This window comes from Candidatus Azoamicus ciliaticola (genome assembly GCF_902860225.1).
GTDB lineage: Bacteria > Pseudomonadota > Gammaproteobacteria > UBA6186 > Azoamicaceae > Azoamicus > Azoamicus ciliaticola.
Genome location: NZ_LR794158.1, coordinates 68,691 through 90,916 on the forward strand (window position 1 = coordinate 68,691; position 22,226 = coordinate 90,916).

At 22.2% G+C, this 22,226-nt stretch carries 23 protein-coding genes, 3 tRNA genes and 1 other RNA gene; 11 read left to right on the forward strand and 16 right to left on the reverse strand.

Features of this window, described 5'->3' with window-relative positions; all coding sequences use genetic code 11:
- Nucleotides 1-19: 19 nt before the first annotated feature.
- Nucleotides 20-838 carry a 16S rRNA (cytidine(1402)-2'-O)-methyltransferase gene (gene rsmI, locus ESZ_RS00385; RefSeq protein ID WP_176604832.1) on the forward strand — a complete coding sequence of 273 codons (819 nt, stop codon included), beginning with the start codon at nucleotides 20-22 and terminating at the stop codon, nucleotides 836-838.
- Here rsmI and ESZ_RS00390 read toward each other — a convergent pair.
- A complete protein-coding gene (locus ESZ_RS00390) occupies nucleotides 816-1,004 on the reverse strand; it encodes a hypothetical protein (RefSeq protein WP_176604833.1) in 189 nt (62 codons plus the stop codon). The two genes, rsmI and ESZ_RS00390, sit on opposite strands and share 23 nt — an antisense overlap.
- An 86-nt stretch (nucleotides 1,005-1,090) precedes the next feature.
- Between ESZ_RS00390 and ESZ_RS00395 the strand changes: the two genes are divergently transcribed.
- Together ESZ_RS00395 and groL are read left to right on the forward strand one after the other, a co-directional pair.
- Complete coding sequence (locus tag ESZ_RS00395; protein WP_176604834.1) at nucleotides 1,091-1,384, forward strand: co-chaperone GroES; 294 nt, start codon at nucleotides 1,091-1,093, stop codon at nucleotides 1,382-1,384.
- Nucleotides 1,385-1,394: 10 nt separating this feature from the next.
- Nucleotides 1,395-3,032 (forward strand): chaperonin GroEL, encoded by a 1,638-nt coding sequence (gene groL, locus ESZ_RS00400; RefSeq protein ID WP_176604835.1) that lies wholly within the window; start codon nucleotides 1,395-1,397, stop codon nucleotides 3,030-3,032.
- Nucleotides 3,033-3,074: 42 nt separating this feature from the next.
- Here the strand turns inward: groL and dnaX are convergent, their stop codons facing one another.
- The 11 genes from dnaX to yajC form a co-directional block, all read right to left on the reverse strand.
- Entirely contained in the window at nucleotides 3,075-4,136 is a 1,062-nt protein-coding gene (gene dnaX / locus ESZ_RS00405) for a DNA polymerase III subunit gamma/tau (RefSeq protein ID WP_176604836.1), read from the reverse strand.
- Between the two features lie 8 nt (nucleotides 4,137-4,144).
- An RNA gene (gene ffs / locus ESZ_RS00410) (signal recognition particle sRNA small type) lies at nucleotides 4,145-4,239 on the reverse strand.
- Nucleotides 4,228-4,965 (reverse strand): outer membrane protein assembly factor BamD, encoded by a 738-nt coding sequence (gene bamD / locus ESZ_RS00415; protein ID WP_176604837.1) that lies wholly within the window; start codon nucleotides 4,963-4,965, stop codon nucleotides 4,228-4,230. The genes ffs and bamD overlap by 12 nt, the downstream gene beginning before the upstream one ends.
- A gap of 3 nt (nucleotides 4,966-4,968) precedes the next feature.
- Entirely contained in the window at nucleotides 4,969-6,210 is a 1,242-nt protein-coding gene (locus ESZ_RS00420; RefSeq protein WP_176604838.1) for a GTPase, read from the reverse strand.
- A 2-nt stretch (nucleotides 6,211-6,212) separates the two neighbouring features.
- Entirely contained in the window at nucleotides 6,213-7,286 is a 1,074-nt protein-coding gene (locus ESZ_RS00425) for an outer membrane protein assembly factor BamB family protein (RefSeq protein ID WP_176604839.1), read from the reverse strand.
- 9 nt (nucleotides 7,287-7,295) lie between these two features.
- Nucleotides 7,296-7,595 (reverse strand): hypothetical protein, encoded by a 300-nt coding sequence (locus ESZ_RS00430; protein ID WP_176604840.1) that lies wholly within the window; start codon nucleotides 7,593-7,595, stop codon nucleotides 7,296-7,298.
- Nucleotides 7,582-8,646, reverse strand: a complete 1,065-nt coding sequence (rlmN, locus tag ESZ_RS00435; RefSeq protein ID WP_176604841.1) for a 23S rRNA (adenine(2503)-C(2))-methyltransferase RlmN — start codon at nucleotides 8,644-8,646, stop codon at nucleotides 7,582-7,584. Before rlmN ends, ESZ_RS00430 begins: the two co-directional genes overlap by 14 nt.
- Nucleotides 8,633-9,055: a nucleoside-diphosphate kinase gene (locus ESZ_RS00440; protein WP_176605061.1), complete on the reverse strand. Its 423-nt coding sequence runs from the start codon at nucleotides 9,053-9,055 to the stop codon at nucleotides 8,633-8,635. Before ESZ_RS00440 ends, rlmN begins: the two co-directional genes overlap by 14 nt.
- A 264-nt stretch (nucleotides 9,056-9,319) precedes the next feature.
- A complete protein-coding gene (secF, locus tag ESZ_RS00445; protein WP_176604842.1) occupies nucleotides 9,320-10,168 on the reverse strand; it encodes a protein translocase subunit SecF in 849 nt (282 codons plus the stop codon).
- Nucleotides 10,165-11,901, reverse strand: a complete 1,737-nt coding sequence (secD, locus tag ESZ_RS00450; RefSeq protein WP_176604843.1) for a protein translocase subunit SecD — start codon at nucleotides 11,899-11,901, stop codon at nucleotides 10,165-10,167. The genes secF and secD overlap by 4 nt, the downstream gene beginning before the upstream one ends.
- Complete coding sequence (gene yajC, locus ESZ_RS00455) at nucleotides 11,898-12,245, reverse strand: preprotein translocase subunit YajC (protein ID WP_176604844.1); 348 nt, start codon at nucleotides 12,243-12,245, stop codon at nucleotides 11,898-11,900. The genes secD and yajC overlap by 4 nt, the downstream gene beginning before the upstream one ends.
- A 126-nt stretch (nucleotides 12,246-12,371) precedes the next feature.
- Here yajC and ESZ_RS00460 point away from each other — a divergent pair.
- From ESZ_RS00460 to ESZ_RS00475, 4 genes are all read left to right on the forward strand, one after another.
- A tRNA-Leu gene (locus tag ESZ_RS00460) sits at nucleotides 12,372-12,456 on the forward strand.
- Between the two features lie 9 nt (nucleotides 12,457-12,465).
- Entirely contained in the window at nucleotides 12,466-13,128 is a 663-nt protein-coding gene (locus tag ESZ_RS00465; RefSeq protein ID WP_176604845.1) for a uracil-DNA glycosylase, read from the forward strand.
- A 5-nt stretch (nucleotides 13,129-13,133) separates the two neighbouring features.
- The gene (gene prfA, locus ESZ_RS00470; RefSeq protein WP_176604846.1) at nucleotides 13,134-14,183 is read left to right on the forward strand and encodes a peptide chain release factor 1; all 1,050 of its coding nucleotides are present in this window, start codon (nucleotides 13,134-13,136) and stop codon (nucleotides 14,181-14,183) included.
- Nucleotides 14,180-14,824, forward strand: a complete 645-nt coding sequence (locus tag ESZ_RS00475; RefSeq protein ID WP_176604847.1) for a class I SAM-dependent methyltransferase — start codon at nucleotides 14,180-14,182, stop codon at nucleotides 14,822-14,824. The genes prfA and ESZ_RS00475 overlap by 4 nt, the downstream gene beginning before the upstream one ends.
- Before the next feature lie 5 nt (nucleotides 14,825-14,829).
- Here the strand turns inward: ESZ_RS00475 and ESZ_RS00480 are convergent, their stop codons facing one another.
- Nucleotides 14,830-15,030, reverse strand: a complete 201-nt coding sequence (locus tag ESZ_RS00480) for an FmdB family zinc ribbon protein (RefSeq protein WP_176604848.1) — start codon at nucleotides 15,028-15,030, stop codon at nucleotides 14,830-14,832.
- 76 nt (nucleotides 15,031-15,106) lie between these two features.
- On the opposite strand from ESZ_RS00480, the gene ESZ_RS00485 reads away from it, so the two are divergent.
- Together ESZ_RS00485 and ESZ_RS00490 are read left to right on the forward strand one after the other, a co-directional pair.
- Complete coding sequence (locus ESZ_RS00485; RefSeq protein WP_176604849.1) at nucleotides 15,107-15,349, forward strand: PP0621 family protein; 243 nt, start codon at nucleotides 15,107-15,109, stop codon at nucleotides 15,347-15,349.
- Nucleotides 15,350-15,423 (forward strand) — tRNA-Arg (locus ESZ_RS00490). It begins immediately after the preceding gene.
- Here ESZ_RS00490 and infB read toward each other — a convergent pair.
- The 3 genes from infB to ESZ_RS00505 all read right to left on the reverse strand — a co-directional run bounded on the left by infB (nucleotide 15,424) and on the right by ESZ_RS00505 (nucleotide 18,108).
- Nucleotides 15,424-16,923, reverse strand: a complete 1,500-nt coding sequence (gene infB / locus ESZ_RS00495; protein ID WP_176604850.1) for a translation initiation factor IF-2 — start codon at nucleotides 16,921-16,923, stop codon at nucleotides 15,424-15,426.
- A gap of 4 nt (nucleotides 16,924-16,927) precedes the next feature.
- Nucleotides 16,928-17,956: a transcription termination factor NusA gene (gene nusA / locus ESZ_RS00500; protein WP_176604851.1), complete on the reverse strand. Its 1,029-nt coding sequence runs from the start codon at nucleotides 17,954-17,956 to the stop codon at nucleotides 16,928-16,930.
- 78 nt (nucleotides 17,957-18,034) lie between these two features.
- Nucleotides 18,035-18,108, reverse strand: a tRNA-Met gene (locus tag ESZ_RS00505).
- A 1,439-nt stretch (nucleotides 18,109-19,547) separates the two neighbouring features.
- Here ESZ_RS00505 and ESZ_RS00510 point away from each other — a divergent pair.
- Both ESZ_RS00510 and ESZ_RS00515 read left to right on the forward strand, forming a co-directional pair.
- Entirely contained in the window at nucleotides 19,548-20,792 is a 1,245-nt protein-coding gene (locus tag ESZ_RS00510; protein WP_176604852.1) for a cation:proton antiporter, read from the forward strand.
- A gap of 53 nt (nucleotides 20,793-20,845) precedes the next feature.
- On the forward strand, nucleotides 20,846-22,225 hold the full coding sequence (locus ESZ_RS00515; protein WP_176604853.1) for an APC family permease: 1,380 nt from the start codon (nucleotides 20,846-20,848) through the stop codon (nucleotides 22,223-22,225).
- Nucleotide 22,226: the final 1 nt, after the last annotated feature.

The following is a 22,226-nucleotide window of genomic DNA, read 5'->3' on the forward strand; positions in this document are numbered from 1 at the left end:
AAGTGAGTTTTTGTAAATTATGTATTTTTTAAAAGGTATATTATATGTTGTCGGGTGTCCTATAGGTAACTTTTTTGATTTTTCTAATAGAGCTATTTTTATTTTAAAAAAAGTTGATTTCATAATAGCTGAAGATTCTAGAAAAATAGGATTTTTAATTTCTTTTTTTAAATTTAAAAATAAAATTTTAGTCTTGAATGTTGAAAATGAGACAAATGTCTGTTCAGATTTAATCAAATATATTAAAAATGGATTTTCAGCCGCATTAGTATCTGATTCTGGCACACCATGTGTTAGTGATCCTGGGCAGTTTTTAATTAATAGTGCTTATTCTAATAATATAAAGGTTGTAGCCATACCTGGATCATCTGTCGTATCTACTGTTGTTTCTATTTGTTCGTTTAATGTTAATAGATTTATTTTTGAAGGTTTTTTACCTAAAAAAAAAATTTATAAAGAAATTTTTTTATTTAAATTAATTTATGAATGTAGAACTTGCATATTTTTTGAATCTGGTTCTCGTCTTTTGGAAACTTTAATTTTATTTAAATCAATTTTTGATTCTGAAAGATTGGTTTTTATAGCTAAAGATTTGACTAAAAAATTTGAATTTATTTTTTATTTTAAATTATCTGAGTTTACCGTTGAGTTTTTTGAATCTAATAATTTTTTAGACAAAGGTGAATTTGTTATTTTATTATCTTCTTTTGATTCGAATTCGTTAATTAATAAAAATAATAATTGTAGTTTTTTATTCAAGTTATTAAATAATGATTCTTTTTTATTAAATATTGTTTTATCGTCTTCTTTTAACGTTAGTAATTATTTGTTTTTTTAATTGTTATTTTGCATATTTTTTCTTTACATAATTTTTTTTTATAAAAAAATAATATTTCAATGTTTTTTTGTAAAATTATTTTTGTATTTTTTGTATTTTTCATTATTTTAATTGATTTTTTTTCGGTATTTTTCATGTTTTTTATATATTTTATTATTGTTTTCATTTTATTTTTATTTTTTTGGACTTGATTAATATTAAAATGACTACACATATATAGCAATAGTAAGTTTTTATTGAGGTAATTCTTTTATGAATAATGATGTAGGAATTCGTCCTTTATTTGATAGAGTTGTTATAAAACGCATTGATGAACGTACTACTGAGGGTGGTATAGTTATTCCTGAAACTGTTACTGATAAATCTCAAAGAGGGATAGTCGTGGCTGTTGGTCCAGGAAAAACTGTTGATGGTAAGATACAAAAAATGTCTTTAAAATGTAATGATCATGTTATTTTTGGCAAATATTCTGGTACCGATATTACTATTAAAGGTAAAGATTATTTAATTATAAAAGAAGATGAAGTTATAGCTATAATTGATTAAGGGGTTAAAAATGAGTGTAAAAGAGATAAAATACGGAGACGCAGCTCGTCAAAAATTGTTAGAAGGTGTGGTTACTCTTGCTAATGTTGTGCAAAAAACTTTAGGGCCATGTGGCAGAAATGTTATTATAGAAAAATCATTTGGTTCTCCAACAATTACGAAGGATGGGGTTACTGTTGCTAAAGAAATAGAGTTAGAAGATAAGTTTGCTAATATGGGTGCACAAATGGTAAAAGAAGTTGCCTCACAAACATCTGACATAGCTGGAGATGGCACAACCACCGCTACTGTTTTGGCTAAAAGTATAGCTATAGAAGGTAATAAATATGTTGCTGCTGGTATGAATCCTATGGATTTGAAACGTGGTATAGATAAAGCTATATCAGTTTGTGTTAAAGAATTAAAAAAAATGTCAATACCATGTTTAACAGATAAAGATATTATGCAAATTGGGTCTATTTCTGCCAATTCTGATTTAGAAATAGGAGAAATTATATCTAAGGCCATGTCTAAAGTAGGTAAAGAGGGAGTCATTACTGTTGAAGAAGGAAATAGTTTAGAAAATGAATTACATGTAGTAGATGGCATGCAATTTGATAAAGGTTTTATTTCTCCTCATTTTGTAAATAATCAAAGAAATATGAGTTGTGAGTTGGATAATCCTTACATTTTAATTGTAGATAAGAAAATAACAAGTATAAGAGATATGGTTCCAGTATTAGAAAGCATTGCTAAAACTGGTAAATCATTGTTTATCATAATGGAAGATATTGAAGGTGAAGCTTTAGCTACTTTAGTTGTTAATAATATTCGTGGTATAGTTAAGTCATGTGCTGTTAAAGCACCTGGATTTGGTGATAGACGCAAAGCTATTTTAGAAGATATAGCGATATTAACAAATACTACAGTTGTATCTGATGAATTGGGAGTATCTTTAGAGTCTGTTAAATTAGAAGATTTAGGTATGGCTAAACGTATAGTTATTACTAAGGACGATACCACAATAATTGATGGGGCTGGCAAAGTTAGTTCTATAAGAGATCGTATTAAACAAATAGAAAAGCAGCGCGATGATGCTACAAGCGATTATGATAAAGAAAAATTACAAGAAAGAGCTGCAAAATTATCTGGTGGTGTTGCAGTTATAAAAGTTGGTGCTTATACTGAAGTAGAAATGAAGGAAAAGAAAGCTAGAGTTGAAGATGCTTTACATGCTACCAGAGCAGCTGTTGAAGAAGGTATGCTTCCTGGTGGTGGTGTTGCTTATATAAGGATCATGGATAAACTTAATGATATAAAATGTGATAATGAAGATCAATTACACGGTATTAAGATTGTTTTGAAGGCATTAGAATCTCCTTTACGTCAAATTGCTTCAAATGCCGGGTTTGAACCTGCTGTTGTATTAGAAAATGTTAAGAGTGGTAGTGGTAATTATGGGTTTAATGCTGCTTTGGGAAAATATGGTGATATGGTTGAGTTTGGAATTTTAGATCCTACTAAAGTTTCCAAATGTGCTTTAGAACATGCTGGTTCTATAGCTGGATTAATGATAACAACTGAATGCGCTATAGCTGAAGCACCTAAGACTGATAAAGAGTCTCATTCTTCTCATAGTGATGGTATGAATTCTATGGGAATGATGTAAAAATTAAAGCTGAAATTTTTTAATTTCAGCTTTTTTCAATATTTAAATTGAAAAATTTATTAAAATCATCTCAAAATCTATTTCGTTTATAACGTTGTTATCTATTGTAATGTCTATTAGTTTGTTATATAGGTTAGTTATTTTTTCTTTTGTCATAACTTTTGATAAATACATAAATATTTTATATTTACATAAACTTTCATCATAAATTATATTAGATTTATATAATAATATTTTATATAGTGTTATTTGTATTTGTATTAATATAGTTTTATTATTTAAGCCTAATTCTGTTATTTTTTTAATATTACTTATTAAATTTTTTATATCTTTTTCATGTATACTTTTTATTATAAACAAGATACTTAAATCTGGCAAAATTCCTAGCATTAATCTTGTATTTTTTGTATTTATTATCTTTTCTTTAGATGTTATTTTTTCAATTGTATTTATAGCTGATCTTAAACTACCATTTGAAAAAATTGATATATAATCTAGTGATATATTGTCAAAAAATATGTTTTCTTCTTTTAATATATTTTCTATATGTGTTTTTATGTTTTTTTTATTTAGTTTATTTAATTGTAAATTTATACACCTGGATACTATTGTTTTTGGTATTTTTTCTATTTGTGTTGTTATTAATATATATAATGTATTTATATACGGTTCTTCTAAGGTTTTTAACAGGTAATTAAAACTACTTTGTGATAACATATGACATTCATCTATTATGAATGTTCTGTATCTATTATTTGAACTTTTATATTGTGCTATTTCTATTATATTTTTTATTTCTTCTATTTTAGTTTTTGAAGCGCCGTCTATTTCTATTGAATCAATATTTTTGTTTTTGTTTATGGATATACAACAAAAGCAATTATCGCAGGGATCAATTGTTATTTTTTTTTCACAATTTACACATTTTGTTATTATTCTAGCTAAACTTGTTTTTCCAGTACCTTGTGGGCCATGTATTATATATGCAGGGTGTATTTTTTTACTTTCTATTATATTTTTTAATGAAAATATTACTTGATCTTGACCTATTAGGTTATTTAATTTTTTTGGACGCCATTTATTAGCTAAAGTTATATATGTCATGGTAGTAATATGCTAACCAGATTAATATCATTAATTAATTTATACCGATGCTACCTTCCGGTCCTGTCGGGGTTTAAAATTTATTAATGTATTATTGATATAGCAAATTACTACTTTTTTGTATTTTATCATATTTTTTTATTTTGTTTAATATTTTTTTAGATATTTTATCTAGTAATAATTCATTATAAGATTTTAATATTAAATACGTTGTATGGTAGTCATCAGCATTTTTCATTTTAATATCGAAATCTTTACTTTCCAAACGCTTTATAACCGAAATGTATGCTTTTTTTTTAATATAAAATTTGCATATATTAATTCTATATTGATTTATTTCATTCTTTATAATTTTTATATTATTTCTTATATGATTGAAATAAATTTCATCATTTTTAATTTTTTGTAATGCTAATAAAGCTTTAATTTTTAACGCTTGATCATTTTTGTTTTTATTTAGTTTTAATATTTTTTGTATATAATTTTTATTATTACTATTATAATATATTATGGCTTTTAAATATAAAATCTTTTTATAGTAAATTGATTTATCATTTATTTTTTGTATTGTTTTTATCGTAGTGTAAGCACTTTCTATTTCATTTTTTTTATATTCTATCAAAACTTTTAATACTTTTGCTTTTATTACGTATTTATTATTATATTCATTTTCTGATATTAAATTTTTTAGTATAAACTCTGATTTTAAATATTCTTTATTATTAAATAATTTTTTTGCTATAAAATAGTCAGTTTTATTAGTATAATTTTTTGCATTAACGCATGTTAAAAAAAATGTCATTAATATTAATATTATTATTTTTATCATAATTTATTCAAATATAATTTTTGTTGATATGTTTTTTATTTTTAATTCATTGATAATGAAACTTGTAATGTATTTTTTTTCTGCATGAGAGATAAAAAAAGTTTTATTTTTTTTAATTTTAAATGTTAACGGCATATATTTTTCTATATTTATACATTTTATTTTATAATTTTTTAATTTTTTTGTTACATCGATTAACTTATTTTCATTTATTTGAATTTTTTGAAAATTTTTAATTTTTAAGATTAATTTTATTAAATTTTCTAATCCAAAATTATACTTTGCTGAAATAAAAACATATTCATTTTGTTTTTTAATGTAGTTTTTAATTTTGTTATTTATTTTTTTTAAATCGCTTTTATTTTTTACATCAGATTTATTTATAGATACTATTAGGTTTTTCTCCTGTTTTTTAATATATTTTATTATTTCAATGTCTTGATTAGTTATTTCATTTTCAATTACTAATATAATTATATCACTAATTTTTATGGCATTAAAAGCATTTTTTATTAAAATTTTATCTATTTTAGATTTTATATTTGTTTTTTTTTTAATTCCAGGGGTATCTATTATTTTATATGTATTTCCATTTAATTTAAAAATAGATTGAATAATGTCACGAGTTGTACCAGGTGTGCTATCTGTTATTAAATTATTTGATTTTGTGAGTTTATTTATTAAAGAAGATTTACCTGCGTTAGGTTTTCCAACAATTGATATGTTCAAAGAATATTTGATATTTATATCTTCTATTGTTTGTGTATTTTTTGTTAATGACTCTAGTAAATTTTCTATACCTATTTGTTTTTTAATTGATATATCTATTGTTTTATTTATTTTTAATATTTTTTTAATATTTTCTAATTCGTATATATTTTTTAATTCTATTTTATTTATTATATAGATTATATTTTTTTTAAGTTTTTTTATTGTGTTTAATATGTTAGTATTTTCACTTAAGTACTCATCGCTTGCATCTATCATTAAAATTATAGTATCGGAAAGTTTGATTTTATCCCATGTATTTTTTATTGTTTTATAATCTAAATCAGTTTTTTCGTAACCTATTCCAGCTGTATCTGTTAATTCAAATATTTTTGATTTAATTTTAGTTATACATGATATACAATCTCGTGTATATCCAGGATAATCTATGATAGTTGATTCTTTTTTTTTTGTTATTAAATTAAATAAAGATGACTTACCAACGTTTTTTTTACCGACTATTATTATTTTTTCCATTTTTAACTATTTATTTTAATATTAAAAAGTTTTTTATTTTCCTTTAAACCTATTAAATTGTTATTTTTTGATATGTATTTAATATTATTTTTACCTAATTTAAAACTATATATTATAATTCCATTTTTCATATTTATTAAATGTGTTGTACCTGAATTTTCTTTTATTATTGCAATATTAGTTTTTTTATTTATGTATTTTATATTTATTTTTTTACCATTTAAACTTTTATTGGTCAAGATTTTTTTGCCAGATTTTTTATTTAAAATAGTTATATTTCCATTTTTTTTTGCAATTATTATTTTATTTTTAGCTAATAGAAAATTTTTATAATTATTTTTAGTTTTTTGCCAAAGTTTTTCTCCAGTTGTTCCATCTAATTTTATAAATGATCCATCTTTATAACAAATAAAAATTAGGTTTTTATTTATTATTACTTTTTTAATTATTTTTATTTCTGTTGGATTATTTTTATCAATTATTTTTATATTTTTATTTAAAAGAATTTCTCCGTTACTTTTATCTAAAATGAATAAAAATGAGTTAGGTATTATTTGATAAATTTTATCACATGATACTAATATTTTTGATTTTGTGGTTATATTAAATATGTTTGCGTTTGTTATTGTTTCCCATTTTATTTTATTTTTTTTAATATCAAATGCTATTATTTTATTATCGTTTGCATTTATAAATATTTCATTGTTTGTTATTTTGATGTTTGAAGTTATTTTACCTATTATTTTTTTTTCTATTATTTTTGAAAAGTTTTTTTTATTTAACAAAATTAATTTTTTATTTTGTTTTAGTAAAATGTACTTTTTGTTTGTATTTAAATTGTTTTTTTTTAAAAATGTAAAGTTTTTTGAATTTGTTTGTATTATTTTATCTATATTTTTATTTGTTATAGATATTTCATTTTTGTTATTTAAAGTTATATAATTTATTACAGCATCTTTTTCTATTTTTATATTTATATTTATATTTAATTTTTTACAGAAATTTAGAATTAAATATTGCGTTAAAAATATTATTGAAATTATGTATATTATCCTGTATGTTAGTGATGTTTTCATATATAGGTTTTAAAACTTAAGTATATTTATTTTATTTTTTATTTTTTTATTATTCAAATTTTTTTTATTTTTTTTAACATTTAATTTGTTATTTTTTATTATTAAATTAGAATTTTTTTCATCTAAGTTTTTAATTTTAAAATTTACTGTTTTTTCATCTTTATTATTTAGTGCTATATTTATCATAAAAATATCAAATGAATTTTGTTTTGTGATTACATTTTTTTCATGTATTTTATATATAAAAATTAGTGCTAGTATAACAATAATATAAATAACATTTTTTAAAAAAAATTTAGTTTTTATCATATTTATTATTTATTTTACCAGATAATTGTCCACAAGCTGCATTTATATTTTCTCCTCTTCTTTTTCTTATATTTACTATTATTTTATTATTTTTTAATTTATTTTGAAACGCTATTATTTTTTCTAAATTAGGTGATTTAAATGGAGAGTTTGGTATTGTATTAAATGGGATTAAACATATTTTACATTTTAATTTTTTTGTTAGATCAATTAAGTTATTTATATCTTTATCTGAATCATTTAAGTCTTTTATAAGAATATATTCTATTGTTAGTGTATTACTATTTGATAAATATTTTTTACATTCATTTAGTATTGATTTTAATGGATATTTTTTATTTATTGGCATTATTTTTGATCTTATGGTGTTATCTGTAGAATGTAGTGATAATGCTAATGGTATATTATTTTCTGATATTTTTTTAATTTTATTTGTTATTCCGCTTGTACTTATCGTTATTTTTTTTTTATTTATATCTAAAGCATTTTCATTGCTTAATATTGATATGAAAGCTAGCACATTATCTAAATTAAGTAATGGTTCGCCCATTCCCATTAAAACGACATTTGTTATTTTTTTTTTCTCAAATATATTTTTTATTTTTTCTTTTGCCATTATTATTTGACTTATCATTTCATATGGTTTTAAATTGCCATAAAACCCATTTTTCCCTGTACTGCAAAAAGCGCAATTTAATGCGCATCCATTTTGAGATGAAATGCAAATAGTAAAATGATTTTTACTATTAGGAATTGCTACAGTTTCTATTATATTTTTTTCAGTTTTAATTACTAATTTTATTGTATTATCTAAATCTATATATTCTTTTATAATTTTTAATTTTCGTATTTCTGATATTTTTTTTAAATTTTCTATGAATTTTTTTTTAATGTTATCTATTTTTTCAAAATTTGTTATGTCTTTTTTATATATATAAGTATTGAGTTGTTTAGAAATAAATTTTTTTTCTTTAAATATTTTTGTTAAATTTATAAATGATTCATTTGTGAAATTTAATAAATTAATTTTCCAATTTTTATTGGTATTCATTTTCTTTAATTAAGTCTAATATTATTTTAATTTCTTTTTTTGCTGAATCTATTGAATCGGAAGCATGTACAGCATTTTCTGTTAAACTTGTAGCAAAAAATGCTCTTATAGTATTTTTTTCTGCATTTTTAAAATTTGTATCGCCTATTAATTTTCTGGTTTTATTTATTATATTTTCTCCAGTTAATATTATTGCAATTATTTTATCTGATGTTATAAAATCCATTAATTCATTAAAAAAAACTTTTTTTTCATGATCTTTATAAAATAATTTAGCATCATCTTTTTTAAATTTTAGCATGAATATATTTTCTATTAATAAATTATTTTCTTCTATAATTGTTATTATTTTACCAATTAATTTTTTTTTAGTTATATCTGGTTTTATTATTAGTAGTGTTTTTTCCATTTTTTTTTCCTTTTTTAAAAAAGTAAGTAAATAAATAAGCTGGATTCTGTTTAAATTGAATTCATCTAAATTATATTTTAATATAATTTCAAGCAATTTACCTGATTTTTTTCTATTTAATTTTGCTCCAGATAAGGTTTTATAAAAATTTATATTTTTTCATTTTATTTAATTTTCTTTTTAACTTTCTATAAGTTTTCACTTTTCAGTTTTTCTCTGATATCTTTTACGGAGTCCAGACTTTCCCTTTATTTACTTTTTTTTTTATATTTTTTTAAAAAATGTTAACGGAATTGCTGATATATAAATTGATGAATATGTACCTATTATTATTCCTAAAGTTAATATTAATGAAAATAAAAATAGTGATTCTCCAGCAAAAAACATTAATGTTATGGTTACAAATATTGTTGATAAAGATGTGCTTATAGTTCTTGATAATGTTTTATTTATAGAGTTATTAATTATTTCCGATAGTGATATATTATTCTTGTTATATTTTATATTTTCTCTTATTCTATCAAATATTATTATTGTATCATTTATTGAGTATCCAAATATAGTAAATATTGCTGATATTATTATTAAATTTAATTCTATTTCTGTAAGTGAAATTATACCTATTATTATTATAATATCATGAATTAATGTCATTATTGCGCTCAAAGCAAATATTAAGTTAAATCTTGTTATTAAGTAAACAGTCATAGATAATATTGCTATTATAATAGCCGATAAGCTTTTTTGTATTGTTTCTTTTCCAATTTCTGATCCTATATAAGTTGAATTTATTATTTTTATATTTTTTTCATTTAAAGTTTTTTTTAATATATTTTTAATTTCTGCTATATCGTTTTGTTTATTTTTTGTTTTTATTTGAATACTTTTATTTGACCCATAGTAATTTATTTTTATATTTTTTATTTTTGATAGATTTTTTTTTAATTCATCAAGTTTAATTTCTTGTGTAAATTGTATTTCAATCTCTGTACCACTACAAAATTCTAATCCTAGTGATATATTTTTTTTCATTACTGTTAATATTGATATTAAACATAATGTAATCGATATTGTTAAGTATATGTATTTTTTTTTAATGAAATTTATATTCATGTTATTTTTATATTTTTTTCTATCAAAAAATTTATTATGCTTTTTGTAACTATTAAAGAAGAATATATTGATGTTATTATTCCTAATGATAATGCTATTGCGAATCCTTTTATTGGCCCAGCGCCTATTAAAAATAGAATTAATGCCATCAACAATGATGTTATATTTGCATCTATTATACTGGATAAAGCATTGTTAAACCCATTTTTTGTTATCACATTTATATTTGAATTTATTTTAGATTCTTCTTTAATTCTTTCAAATATTAAAATATTTGAATCTATACTCATACCTATTGTTAAAATTATACCCGCAATACCAGATAACGTTAGTGTTACATTTAATATTGACATTATACTTATCATTAATGTTATATTTGTTATTAAAGCTATTGTTGATATAAGTCCTAGTTTTTTATATTTTATAATCATAAATAACGCTATTATTATAACTGACAGTATTAATGATTTTATGCTATTTTTTATATTATCTTCTCCTAATGATGGGCCTATTATTTTTTCTTCTATTATAGACAATGTTGTTGGTAGTGAACCAGACCTTAATAGTAATGCAAGATTTTTAGATTCTTGAATGTTTAATCCTGTTATTTGAAATTGTTCATTTAATGGACTCATTATTTTAGCTATGCTTATTATTTCTTCCCTTATTTCTTCTTTATTATCTTTTATATAAGATTCTTTATATATTATTGCCATTGGTTTCCCAATATTTTTTATTGTTGTTTTATTTAATTTTTTTGCCGCATTTTCATTTATTTTTATGTTAACACATGGTTTATTAAATGTATTTTCAAATCCACTGCTAGCATAAATTATTGATTCGCCTTTTATTATACTTTTATTTTTTAATTTAATTTTTCTTTGTTCTTTATCATATAAAGTTTTTATTTTCTTTTTTTCATTTTTTTCTGCTAACAACATAAAATCTAATGTTGCTGTTTTTCCTAATATATTTTTTGCGTATTCTATGTTTTGTATTCCTGGCAAATCTATTGTTATTTTATTTGTTCCATTGCGCTGTATTATTGTTTCAGATATACCTAATTCATTTAGTCTTTTTGTTAAAACAGATAATGTTTTAGTCATAATGTTATTTTTAATCTCTTTTTTGTATTCTTTATTTAGTATTAAAAATATATATTTTTCTTCATTTTTGATGTCAAATTTTTCATCTAATCCTGTTAAAAATTTTATTTGTTTTATTGAATCTATATCTTTATTTTTAAGTATTTTTATTATTTTGTTATTTTTTATTTCTATATCTTTTATTTTTGTTATGCGTTTTATTTTTTTAAAAGTTTCTTTAATTTCTTTTTCTATTGTTTGTTTTGTATTTATTTTTGTTACTAAGTGCACTCCACCACGTAAATCTAACCCTAATTTCATTGGATATGCATTGATCTTTTCGAAATATTTTATTTTTTCTGAATTTAATATATTTTGGTAAGCATCTATATTTTTTATATTTTTTATTTTTTCAAACATTAGAAATTGTTCTTCTGTTGAAAAAAAACGTATTATTAATTCTTTGTTAGTATATTTTATTGATTTTATTTTGATGTTTGAATTTTTAATATTTTCATTTATTTCTTCTTTTGTTATCTGATAATTTTTTATTATTATAGCTGGGTCTTCACCATATATGTTTGGATAAGAATATATTAAACTTATTATGAATATTATAATAATTATATTTAATTTTTTATATGTCATTTTATATTTTTGATTGTGCCTTTTGGGATTATTGTTGATATAAATTCTTTTCTTATTATTATTGTTGTGTTGTTACATATTTCAATAATTACGAATTGATCTGTTATTTTTTCTATTTTACCAAGAATACCGCTATTTGTTATTATTTCATCATTTATTTTTATATTTTCTATTAAATTTTTATGCTCTTTTGCTTTTTTTGTTTGTGGCCTTATTATTACAAAATACATTATAGCAAATAACCCTATAAATAATAAAATTGAACTTAATCCCCCACTTAAATCTGATTCTTGTTGATTAGCATGCGCTGTGAATGGAATTAGTATTAATATTATTTTTTTCATAAAATATTTATATTTAAAATTTTCTATATTTTATAGTAATATTTATTAAATTTCTATATGTGTTGTATCATTTTTTTTGCATATATAATTTTTTTATGTTAACATTAATTAAGTTGTATATATTTTGCCGGGGTGGTGAAATTGGTAGACACGATAGACTCAAAATCTATTGATTTTTTAAATCGTGAGAGTTCAAATCTCTCCCTCGGTATTGTTTTTTATGATAGAAAGTTCATGGTTTTTAGAATTGAAGTCTGAATTTAGTAAGCCATATTTTAATAATTTATTAAAGTTTGTAGAATCAGAACGTAAAGTAAAAAACATTTATCCTTCTGATGATAATATTTTTAATTGTTTAAATGCTGCTCCTTATTATAAAGTTAGGATAGTTCTTATTGGTCAAGATCCGTACTGTAATTTTGGGCAAGCGCATGGCCTAGCGTTTTCTGTTTTGCCACAATGTAAATTACCTAGTTCTTTAATGAATATATATAAAGAGTTATATATGGATTTAGGTGTTTTGCCAGCTAAACATGGGTATTTAATGAAGTGGGCAAATCAAGGAATTTTATTGTTAAATTCTTCTTTGACTGTGGAAGAAGGAAAGCCAGGTTCACATTTTAATATTGGATGGGAAGTTTTTACTAATAATATTATAAAAAAAATATCTTCTTCAGGTAGAAAAATTATTTTTGTCTTATTTGGAAAAAGCGCTTTTGAAAAAATAGAATTTATAAATTGTACTAAAAATATAGTTATTACATCTGCACATCCATCTCCTATGTCAGCAAATAAAGGTTTTTTTGGATCAAGACCTTTTTCTAAAATTAATTTTAATTTAAAACTTTTAAAAAGACAACAAATAAATTGGTGCTTGGATTGAATTTTATGGATTTAAAAATTTCATCTCAATTAGAAGAGTCTTTAAAAAGGTATGAATTTTTAGAAACTAAATTAATGGATCAAGATATTTTAAATAAATCTACATTATTTTTAGATTTTTATAAAGAACATTCATCTTTAAAAAATATTGTTTTGTTATATGTTGATTATAAAAAAAATTGTTCTGCTTTAAATGAGTTAAAAACTTTATTAGGCAGTTCAGATTTAGAATTTAAAGCTTTAGTTATTGAAGAGATCTCTATATTGAATAAAAAAAATGAATTTTTAGAAAAAGATATTTTAAATATTATTAGTCCAGAAAAAAAAATTGAATCTTATAAAAATATTTTTTTAGAAATTAGAGCAGCAACTGGTGGAAACGAATCTTCTATCTTTGCAGAAGATTTATTTAATATGTATTCTAGTTATTTTTTTAATAATAAATGGAAAATGGAAGTTATGAGCTTTAGTGTCGGAAATGTTGGAGGGTATAAAGAAATAATTATTAGAGTCATTGGATCTAATGTTTATGAGTGTATGAAAAATGAATCTGGCATTCATAGAGTTCAAAGAATACCAAAAACAGAGTCTAGAGGTAGAGTTCATACTTCTACTTGCAGCATTGCTGTTTTACCAGAATCAGAAATCATTGATAATATTGATATAGATGTTAGTGATTTAAGGATTGACACATATAGATCTGGCGGAGCTGGTGGTCAACATGTTAATGTTACAGATTCAGCTGTTAGAATAATTCATAAACCTAGTGGTATAGGCGCAGAATGTCAAGATGAGAGATCTCAACATAAAAATAAACAAAAAGCTTTATCATTGTTAAAAACAAGATTACTTTTATTTGAGCAAAATAAACAAAAATTCGAAATAGATGATAATAGAAGAAAATTAATTGGTAGTGGCATTAGATCTGAAAAGATAAGGACTTATAATTATATTGCTAATAGAATTACAGATCATAGATATAATGTTACTATTCATAAGTTAGATGATGTTATGGATGGCAAATTGGGGTTGTTATTAGATCTTTTTTGTAAGTGATTATTGTGTATTTTCTTAAATTTAATATTTATTTTTTAATTGGATATAAATATTGTCATTTATATAAATTTTTTTTTAAATTTCCTGTTTTTCAGCCTAGAAATGATAGTGTAATTTTTTTTAATTGTTATAAAAATTTTTTTGATAAATTGTTTGTAAAGTTTTTTTTTGAACCTGGTATAGGTTCATTTTTTTTTATTAAGATTTTTATTGAGTTTTATTCTTTTAATTCTTTAGGTGTTGATAGGTCTTTCTTTTCTTTTTTCTTTTTTGATTTTTTTTCAAGATGTGTTTGTATATATAATTGTGAATGGATATATATTTTTAATTCTTTTAAAAGGGTTAATATTTTTTTTTGTAACCCTCCTTATTTATCCTTAAGAGATGTGTATTTTTTTTATTTTGATGATGTAAAAGAATATAAATATTCATTGGGATCTAAGATTAATGGATTTCATGATTTGTTTTATATAATAAAAAATGCTTATGATTTATTATTAAATAATGGTTTTATTTTTTTAGAACATGGATATATGCAACGTGGGTTGGTGAAAAAAATAATGTTATTGGTTGGTTTTGTTAATGTCAGTACTTATAGAGATTCTTTGAGCTTAAATAGAATTACTGTTGGTGAAAAATAAAATATTTAGTCTTCGCTTTTATTGTCTTTTTTATAATCTGTTTTATACCATCCTTTTCCTTTTAGTTTGAAATTTGATACTGATATTTTTTTTTCTAAATATATTGTTTTACAATTTGGGCAAATATTTTTTATATTTTCATTTATTTTTTCTAATTTTTCTATTGTATATTTACATTTTAGGCAAATATATTCATATATAGGCATATGTATTTTTTCATTTTAATTTGTTATATTAGTTTAATGTTTATTTATATTACTGTCTATACATTTTGGAGAAAATATGCTTGGATTAATAAAAGGTTTGATTTATATGGTTTTTGTGCTAGTAATAGCGCAAATCATTAATTTTATATATAATTTTATAATTTTTTATTTCAAGAAGAAGACACCAAATATATCAAAATCTAATTCTGAAGTATCTTTAAATATGTTACAGTGCGAAAAATGTAAACTTTACGTTTCTAAGAGTGATGCACATATCATTAATGGTAAAGTTTTTTGTAAGAAAGAACATGCTGAATAAATACCTGTAGCTTAAATGGATAAAGCATTAAATTCCGAATTTAATAGATGGAGGTTCAAATCCTCTCAGGTATTTCATTCTTGAATATATGATTTAATTTTATCGTGAATTTGTATTAAGTTATAGTCTTTTATGCTTATTCCGCATTCATTTCCTTGTGTAACTTCATTAACCTGATTTTTAAATATTTTTATGGATGATATAGATCCTTTATGTATCATAGTATTTTTTCTAAATATTTTTATTATAGAATTTTGCTTAATTTTTCCCTGAATTATTGAACATCCAGCTATTACGTTTTTATCTTGTGTAAAAATTTTTTTAATTTCGGCAGTACCTATTAATATTTCTTTTTTTTCTTCTATTGATTCATCTTTTATTCTTTCAGTTATGTAAAAAATTAATTCGTGTATAAGTGCAAATGTTTTTAAAATTATACCATTATTTTGTATTAATTTATTTATTTGTTGTGAGTTTTTAGTTTTAAAACACAAAATAACAGACTTTGTTGTTATTGCTAAATCTATATCAGATTTTATTGGGTTGCCTATATCTATTTTAATTATGTTTATTTTAATTTTTTCTGTTATTATATTATTTATAGTGTCTTTCAGTACATTAATAGATCCTTGGACATCTGCTTTTATTATTATGTTTAAATTTTTCACCTTATTTGATGTCATTTGTTTTATTAAGTCTTCTATACTGTATTTATTTTTTTTTTCTGTCAGATCTATTTTTGTTGGTTGTATTTGTTTTTTTGTATTTTTTTCTTTTTTAAAGCATTCAAATGTGCATCCTATCTCTTGATTTTTTTTTAACCCTATAATATTTACATACATTGATGGTATAGCTTCATTTATTAATTTTTCTTCATTTAATATTAATTTAATTTTACCATAATCCGTTTGAGTTTTTATTAAATCACCTTTTTTAAGTTTTCCATTTTTTATTATAATAGACGTTATTAGTCCTTGTTTATTATCCATTTTATTGTCTAAAATTATTCCATTAGCCAATCCATCAAAATTAGACTTTAAATCTAATAATTCTGCTTGGGTATTTATTGTATCAATTAAGTTTTCTATTCCTTCTCCTGTTTTTGCTGATATATATGTAAAAAATGTGTCTCCACCCCATAATTCTTGAAGTAATCCAATTTTTGATAATTCATTTATTATTTTTTCTTTTTTATTTTCTAATTCTGCTTTATCTATTTTATTTATACATACTATTATTGGTATATTGTATTCTTTTGCTATATTTATTGATTCTATTGTTTGTTGTTTAATCCCATCATCTATTGATATTATTAATAGCATAATGTCAGAATTTTGGATGCTTTTTATTCTTATAACATTAAATGCTGAATGTCCAGGTGTATCTATAAATGTCATATTACCATACTTTGTTTCAACATTATATGCATTTAAATGTTGTGTTATACCACCGTCTTCTTTTAATGGATTTTTTATTTTTCTTATATAATTTAAAAATGTTGTTTTACCGTGATCTATGTGTCCAGCAACCGTTATTATAGGAGGTCTGTTTATTTTTTTTTCTTTATACGACATAATTTTATTTTAAATATTCATTTATATTTAAATTCCATTTAATTAATTTTGTTATTAGTTTTATATTTTGTCCGTGTTTACCTATTATTTTTGATAAATTTTCTTTTTGAACAGAAATGTTTATTAATCGTATTTTTTCATCTATTTCAATTTTTTTAATTTCTATTGGAAAAAATATGTTTATTATGTATTTAAATAAATTTTGATCCCAATTTATTATATCTATTTTTTCACCATATAATTCATTTGATATATTTTGTATTCTTTTGCCTTTCATGCCTATACACGCGCCAATAGGGTCTATATTTGTTATGTTTGATTTTATTGATACCTTTGCTTTTATTCCTGGTTCTCTTACTATGTCTTTTATTTCTAAAGATTCTGATTTAATTTCTGGTATTTCTAATTTTAATAGTTCACTTAACATGTCGTTTGATATTCTGCTTAATTTAAATTCTTGATTATTTTTATTTGTTTTAATAATACAAGCTTTTATTTTATCGCCTATTTTAAAGGATTCATTTGGTATTAGATCTGATTTTTTAATACTACCATATATATCATTATTTATTGCTATTATTATTTCATCATCGATTATTTTTTTTACTATACCGGATATTAGTTTATTATCATTGAAATCTTTTAAATTTAATTCTTTTTCTGCGTTTTTGACTCTTTTATTTATTATGTTTCTTGCTAATTGTGCGTCTATTCTACCAAAGTGTATAGAGTCTATTTCTTTTTTAATTGTGTCACCTATTTTTATATCTGGATTGTATTTTTGGGCTTGTATTAATGTTATGTTTTTGAAAGGATTTGATATTTTTATTTCATCTATAACAGTATATAATGCGTATGTTTTATATATTCCTGTTTCTTGATCAACTTGTGTTTCTACTTCTAACATTTTATATTTTTTTTTTGTTGCAAATAATATAGCTTCTTTAATAGCATTAAAAATTATTTCTCTTGATATACCTTTTTCATTTGATACACTGTCTATTATAGATTTTAACGGTATTTTTTTATTCATCGTTCTATCTCTTAATAAAAAAAAAGGAGGAAATTATTTAAAATGTTATTGTGTGATCAAAATTTTTTGTATTTAATTTTGCGGGGGCAGGATTTGAACCTGCGACCTTCGGGTTATGAGCCCGACGAGCTGCCAATCTGCTCCACCCCGCGATGTTTTAAATTCTAATAAAAAATATTTAGAAATACAAGTAGGAAGTGTAAAAAAAAAATTATATATTTTTTTTAAATATTAGAATTTTCACAATATATTTGTTTTAATTTTTATTAAACTAAATTTAATATTTATTAAAATTAAAAAAAAATAATTCTTTAAGATATTTAAATCTTTCGTCTTTAATCCATGGGCAAGTTTCTTTTATAAATTTTATAGTATCATTTTTTAAGTTCTGAAACACTATGAGGTACTTTTTCATACCAATTCCTATGTTTTTTTTCTAAATTAATAAAATTTTCACAAAATATTTTGTCACATGACTTTTATGGTTATTTTCTATTAATTGGAGGTACTGAAAACAAAAATAATTATCATTTTTGTCTTTTTCCTTTAGCACGTACAAGATTGTTTTTATTAGGACTTTCAAAAGCTTTTTTCCCAGACTTCGAACTTACTGGTTCATTGAAAGTTACGTTAAAAAGTAGAATTATACACCAAAATAATATTTATTCTTTAAATTATACATTATTCTAATGAAAAAGTAAAGCTATATTTACTAAATCATTCCAAAAACTGCCGTAGTTAGATGAATTACATCACGATGTGGTATAACTCCACAATATCAGGATACGCGCATTTAATAATATAATGAATGATTTTATGACAAATTTTAACTTCTAAAGACTTAAATTTAATCTGTTCTTAATTAAAATGTTATACGACTTTAATAACATGTAGTCTGAAGTATCGCGTGCAACTTAAGTTTAAACACATTTGGTATGTGATTTTATTTTAGTAATGAAGTTATGAAAATCTTCTTTTCATCCTCTTTTAAAACTTGCTATATAAGCTTAATTTTTTTTAGCTTGTTTTATTTTTTTTTCAGCAATAATTTTTTTAATTTTATGAATTATTGATCAGTCCGATATCTTATAGTAACTGCAAAAAACTGTACTAGTTAATAAACAGATGAAGATAATTATTTTAACTATGTTTTTGCTTGAGTGCGATTTTAGCATCTCTCTTAAGTTGATAATTTTAATTTTTTTTGATTAATTTAATAAAAATTAGCGCTAGCATAATTTTTTAGTTTAGTTTAAAATTTATTGTTATTAATTTAAAAAAAATATTTTTTTATAAAAATTAGATCTTTGTGTATAATTGAATATTTTATTATTTAAAAATTTGAATAAATAAACTCAATATTTGAAATTATTATAAGAAAAACATTTAGTATCAGTTTATTAAAGTGTAAAACATTCTTATATATTTCAATAATTGAGTAATTAAAAAAGTTAAATTGAATTTTTTAGAAAAGATCATAAGCGTTAATAAAAAATTTACGATACAAACATTACTTTACTTGAATGTTAAAAAAAATTATAACTAATATAAATTGATTTTTTAAAAGGTTATTCTTTTTTTAGGAGGTTTTATGATTGGACATGAGGTTATAGGTATATTAATTTCTTTGACCGCTATTTCTAGTTATATAAACTATCGTTATATTAAACTACCTAAATCAATAGGAATAACTTCTATTACATTATCTTTATCCTTAATTATGGTTGTTAGTGGTAAGATAGGTTTAAATACAGAATATATAAAAGTTTTGTTAGATGGAGTTAAGTTTAACGAAACTTTTTTACATGGTATGTTGAGTTTTTTACTTTTTGCTGGGTCTTTACATGTTAATATTATTGAATTATCTAGATATAAAGTTTTAATAACACTTTTGGCTACAGTTAGTGTTTTATTTTCAGCTTTTTGTATAGGCTATAGTGTTTATTGGTTAACACAACTTTTATGTATTAATTTGCCATTTTATTATTGTTTTGTTTTTGGAGCGTTAATTTCGCCTACTGATCCTATAGCTGTATTAGGCGTTTTAAAAAATATAAAAGCACCTAGGTCTTTAGAATTAAAAATAGCTGGGGAAGCTTTATTTAACGATGGCATGGGTTTAGTTTTGTTTTTTGTTACTTTATCATTAACTTCGGAATTAAGAAATGTTTTAGCACTTGATGCTGTTGTTTTTTATTTTTTTAAACAAGGGCTTGGTGGGCTTTTTTTAGGGTTAATTATTGGTTTTTTTTCTGCAAAAATTTTAAGAGATATAAATGATTCTGAAGTTGCAATTGTTATAACTTTAGCCATTGTATCTGGTGGTTATACATTATCACATTCTGTTTTTGGAGTATCTGGTCCTATTTGTATGGCTACAGCGGGGTTAGTTATAGGAAATTCTATTAAAAATAATAATATGAGTGATGAAACTGTTATAAGGTTAGCATCTTTTTGGGAATTATTGGATGAAATATTAAATGCCATATTATTTGTTTTAATAGGATTAGAGTTTATGGGTATAAAATTTGATTTATACACAACTTTAGCTTCTATATGTATTATTTTTATCACTATATTTTCTAGATTGATCAGTATTTTAATTCCAGTTGTATGGTTGTCAAGATTTAAATTTTTTAATTTTGAGCTTGTCCTTATTTTAACTTGGGGGGGATTGCGTGGTGGAATTTCTATAGCTTTGGCATTAAGTATAGAAAGTATTTATCATGATTTTTTAGTTGCTATAACATATGTTGTTGTTATATTTTCAATGATGGTACAAGGTGTTACTATTGGTCCACTTATAAGAAGATTTATGCGTAAATGGAGAATTTGATTATATTTTAAATAATTATTATTATAAAATTTTTAGAGAAAATTAATTTCATTATGTTTAATTCAAATAAAAAAATTACTTTATTAAGGTTAGTGTTATTAACAGTTTCTGGTATACTTAGTTTAAAAAGTTTACCTTTATTTGCTGAAGTAGGTTTTTCTATAATTTCATTTTTATTGTTTGCAACAATATGTTTTTTTATTCCTATTGCAATGGCCATTTCTGAATTAAGTTCTACTTGGCCTGTTTCTGGTGGGTGTTATACATGGGTTAAAAAATCTTGTGGAAAGTCTTTAGCTTTTATAGTAATATGGTCTTATTGGATACAGAGTATTATATGGTTTCCTACCATGTTAATTTTCATCATAGCTATGTTGGTGCATGTTTTTTTGCCATTTTTCCCAGATTTTAAAATTAGTATATTTTTTTCTGTATTTGGAATAATTGTTATTTTTTGGATACTTACTTTTTTAAATTTTTTGGGAGTGCGAGTATCAGTTGGATTTAGTATTTTTGGCGTTATTTTTGGTACTATTTTACCTATTATTCTTATCATTTTGTTTGGTTTTTTTTGTTTATATTTTGGATATTTTAATAATATAGATTTTAGCTTTAAGTCTATTATTCCTGATTTTAATTTAAATAATTTAGTTTTTTTATCTGGAATTTTATTAGGCATTTCAGGTATAGAATTAATAGCCTTTTATGTAAGTGACGTAGAAAATCCTGCAGTTAATTTATCTAAATCTATAATGATTTCTTCTTTTTTAATTTTGATATTTTATGCTTTAGCATCTTTATCTGTAGCTATAATAATGCCTAAATCTGAAATTTGTTTTGCTTCTGGTGTTATTCTTGCGTTTAAATTTTTTTTTGATAAGGTTGGATTACCTTTTTTAACACCTTTTTTAGCACTTTTGTTATTTTTGGGATCTATAGCTTGTGTAAATACTTGGATAATAGGGCCAGCTAGAGGATTATTGGTTGCTGCTTCTGATGGTTTTTTGCCAAATTTTATGACAAAAGTTAATTCTAAAGGCGTCCCCGTTAATTTATTGCTAGTACAAGCCTGTGTAGTTAGTTTCTTATCTGTTTTGTTCTTTTTGTATATAAATACAATAAATGGGTTGGTTTGGGTTTTTATTTGTTTATCGTTTCAATTTGCAGCTTTTTTATATGTAATGATTTTTATTTCTGTACTTAGATTAAGAAAAATTGAACCAAATATACACAGACCCTTTAAAATGCCTTTTGTTAAATTTTTTTCATGCGTAGGAATTTGCATGTGTGTATTTACTTTTATATTATCATATGTTCAACCTAGTGATGTTAATGTTACTCAAAAAAGCTTTTATTTCTTTTTGTTATTTTTTTCTTTCATTATTCTTATGTTACCATCATTTATATTTTTATTTTTTAAAAATAAAAATTAGT

Coding starts and splice junctions, on each gene's coding strand:
- rsmI (WP_176604832.1), top strand. CDS start 20: ATGTATTTTTTAAAAGGTATATTATATGTTGTCGGGTGTCCTATAGGT.
- ESZ_RS00390 (WP_176604833.1), bottom strand. CDS start 1,004: ATGAAAACAATAATAAAATATATAAAAAACATGAAAAATACCGAAAAA.
- ESZ_RS00395 (WP_176604834.1), top strand. CDS start 1,091: ATGAATAATGATGTAGGAATTCGTCCTTTATTTGATAGAGTTGTTATA.
- groL (WP_176604835.1), top strand. CDS start 1,395: ATGAGTGTAAAAGAGATAAAATACGGAGACGCAGCTCGTCAAAAATTG.
- dnaX (WP_176604836.1), bottom strand. CDS start 4,136: ATGACATATATAACTTTAGCTAATAAATGGCGTCCAAAAAAATTAAAT.
- bamD (WP_176604837.1), bottom strand. CDS start 4,965: ATGATAAAAATAATAATATTAATATTAATGACATTTTTTTTAACATGC.
- ESZ_RS00420 (WP_176604838.1), bottom strand. CDS start 6,210: ATGGAAAAAATAATAATAGTCGGTAAAAAAAACGTTGGTAAGTCATCT.
- ESZ_RS00425 (WP_176604839.1), bottom strand. CDS start 7,286: ATGAAAACATCACTAACATACAGGATAATATACATAATTTCAATAATA.
- ESZ_RS00430 (WP_176604840.1), bottom strand. CDS start 7,595: ATGATAAAAACTAAATTTTTTTTAAAAAATGTTATTTATATTATTGTT.
- rlmN (WP_176604841.1), bottom strand. CDS start 8,646: ATGAATACCAATAAAAATTGGAAAATTAATTTATTAAATTTCACAAAT.
- ESZ_RS00440 (WP_176605061.1), bottom strand. CDS start 9,055: ATGGAAAAAACACTACTAATAATAAAACCAGATATAACTAAAAAAAAA.
- secF (WP_176604842.1), bottom strand. CDS start 10,168: ATGAATATAAATTTCATTAAAAAAAAATACATATACTTAACAATATCG.
- secD (WP_176604843.1), bottom strand. CDS start 11,901: ATGACATATAAAAAATTAAATATAATTATTATAATATTCATAATAAGT.
- yajC (WP_176604844.1), bottom strand. CDS start 12,245: ATGAAAAAAATAATATTAATACTAATTCCATTCACAGCGCATGCTAAT.
- ESZ_RS00465 (WP_176604845.1), top strand. CDS start 12,466: ATGATAGAAAGTTCATGGTTTTTAGAATTGAAGTCTGAATTTAGTAAG.
- prfA (WP_176604846.1), top strand. CDS start 13,134: ATGGATTTAAAAATTTCATCTCAATTAGAAGAGTCTTTAAAAAGGTAT.
- ESZ_RS00480 (WP_176604848.1), bottom strand. CDS start 15,030: ATGCCTATATATGAATATATTTGCCTAAAATGTAAATATACAATAGAA.
- ESZ_RS00485 (WP_176604849.1), top strand. CDS start 15,107: ATGCTTGGATTAATAAAAGGTTTGATTTATATGGTTTTTGTGCTAGTA.
- infB (WP_176604850.1), bottom strand. CDS start 16,923: ATGTCGTATAAAGAAAAAAAAATAAACAGACCTCCTATAATAACGGTT.
- nusA (WP_176604851.1), bottom strand. CDS start 17,956: ATGAATAAAAAAATACCGTTAAAATCTATAATAGACAGTGTATCAAAT.
- ESZ_RS00510 (WP_176604852.1), top strand. CDS start 19,548: ATGATTGGACATGAGGTTATAGGTATATTAATTTCTTTGACCGCTATT.
- ESZ_RS00515 (WP_176604853.1), top strand. CDS start 20,846: ATGTTTAATTCAAATAAAAAAATTACTTTATTAAGGTTAGTGTTATTA.